Annotated in this window: 1 protein-coding gene; it reads left to right on the top strand. The window is 65.8% G+C overall.

Annotation, left to right across the window (positions count from 1 at the left end; translation table 11 throughout):
* The coding region (locus ACFO27_RS12165) for an Ig-like domain-containing protein (RefSeq protein ID WP_376817562.1) at positions 1-374 on the top strand (374 nt) is incomplete at both ends.

The following is a 374-nucleotide window of genomic DNA, read 5'->3' as shown; positions in this document are numbered from 1 at the left end:
GAGGGTCCAGGACGCGCACGGCAACACGTTTGATGTGCCGGTGAAGGTGGACATTATCGATGACATTCCGACGGTGACGCTGGGCGGTGACCTGGCGGTGGACTCGGGCGAAGCGACGGCGGCGACGGCGGCAGGAACCTTCGGGTTTGACTTGGGTGCGGATGCCGGCGCGGGTGCGACGGCGACGGTGGTGGCCAATGGCGCGACGACGACGCTGACGCAAGGCGCGGTGAACACCATCGTGGGCCAGTACGGGACGCTGGTGATTGCCGCTGACGGCAGCTACGTGTACACGGCCAACGCCAACACGGGGGGCAAGACCGACAGCTTTGCCTTCACGGTGACCGATGCCGATGGAGACAAGGCCGAAGACA

This window comes from Castellaniella denitrificans (assembly GCF_042653765.1).
Lineage (GTDB): Bacteria > Pseudomonadota > Gammaproteobacteria > Burkholderiales > Burkholderiaceae_B > Castellaniella > Castellaniella denitrificans.
Note: the sequence above shows the minus strand (reverse complement) of the source record. Positions and strands in the feature narration are given on the sequence as shown.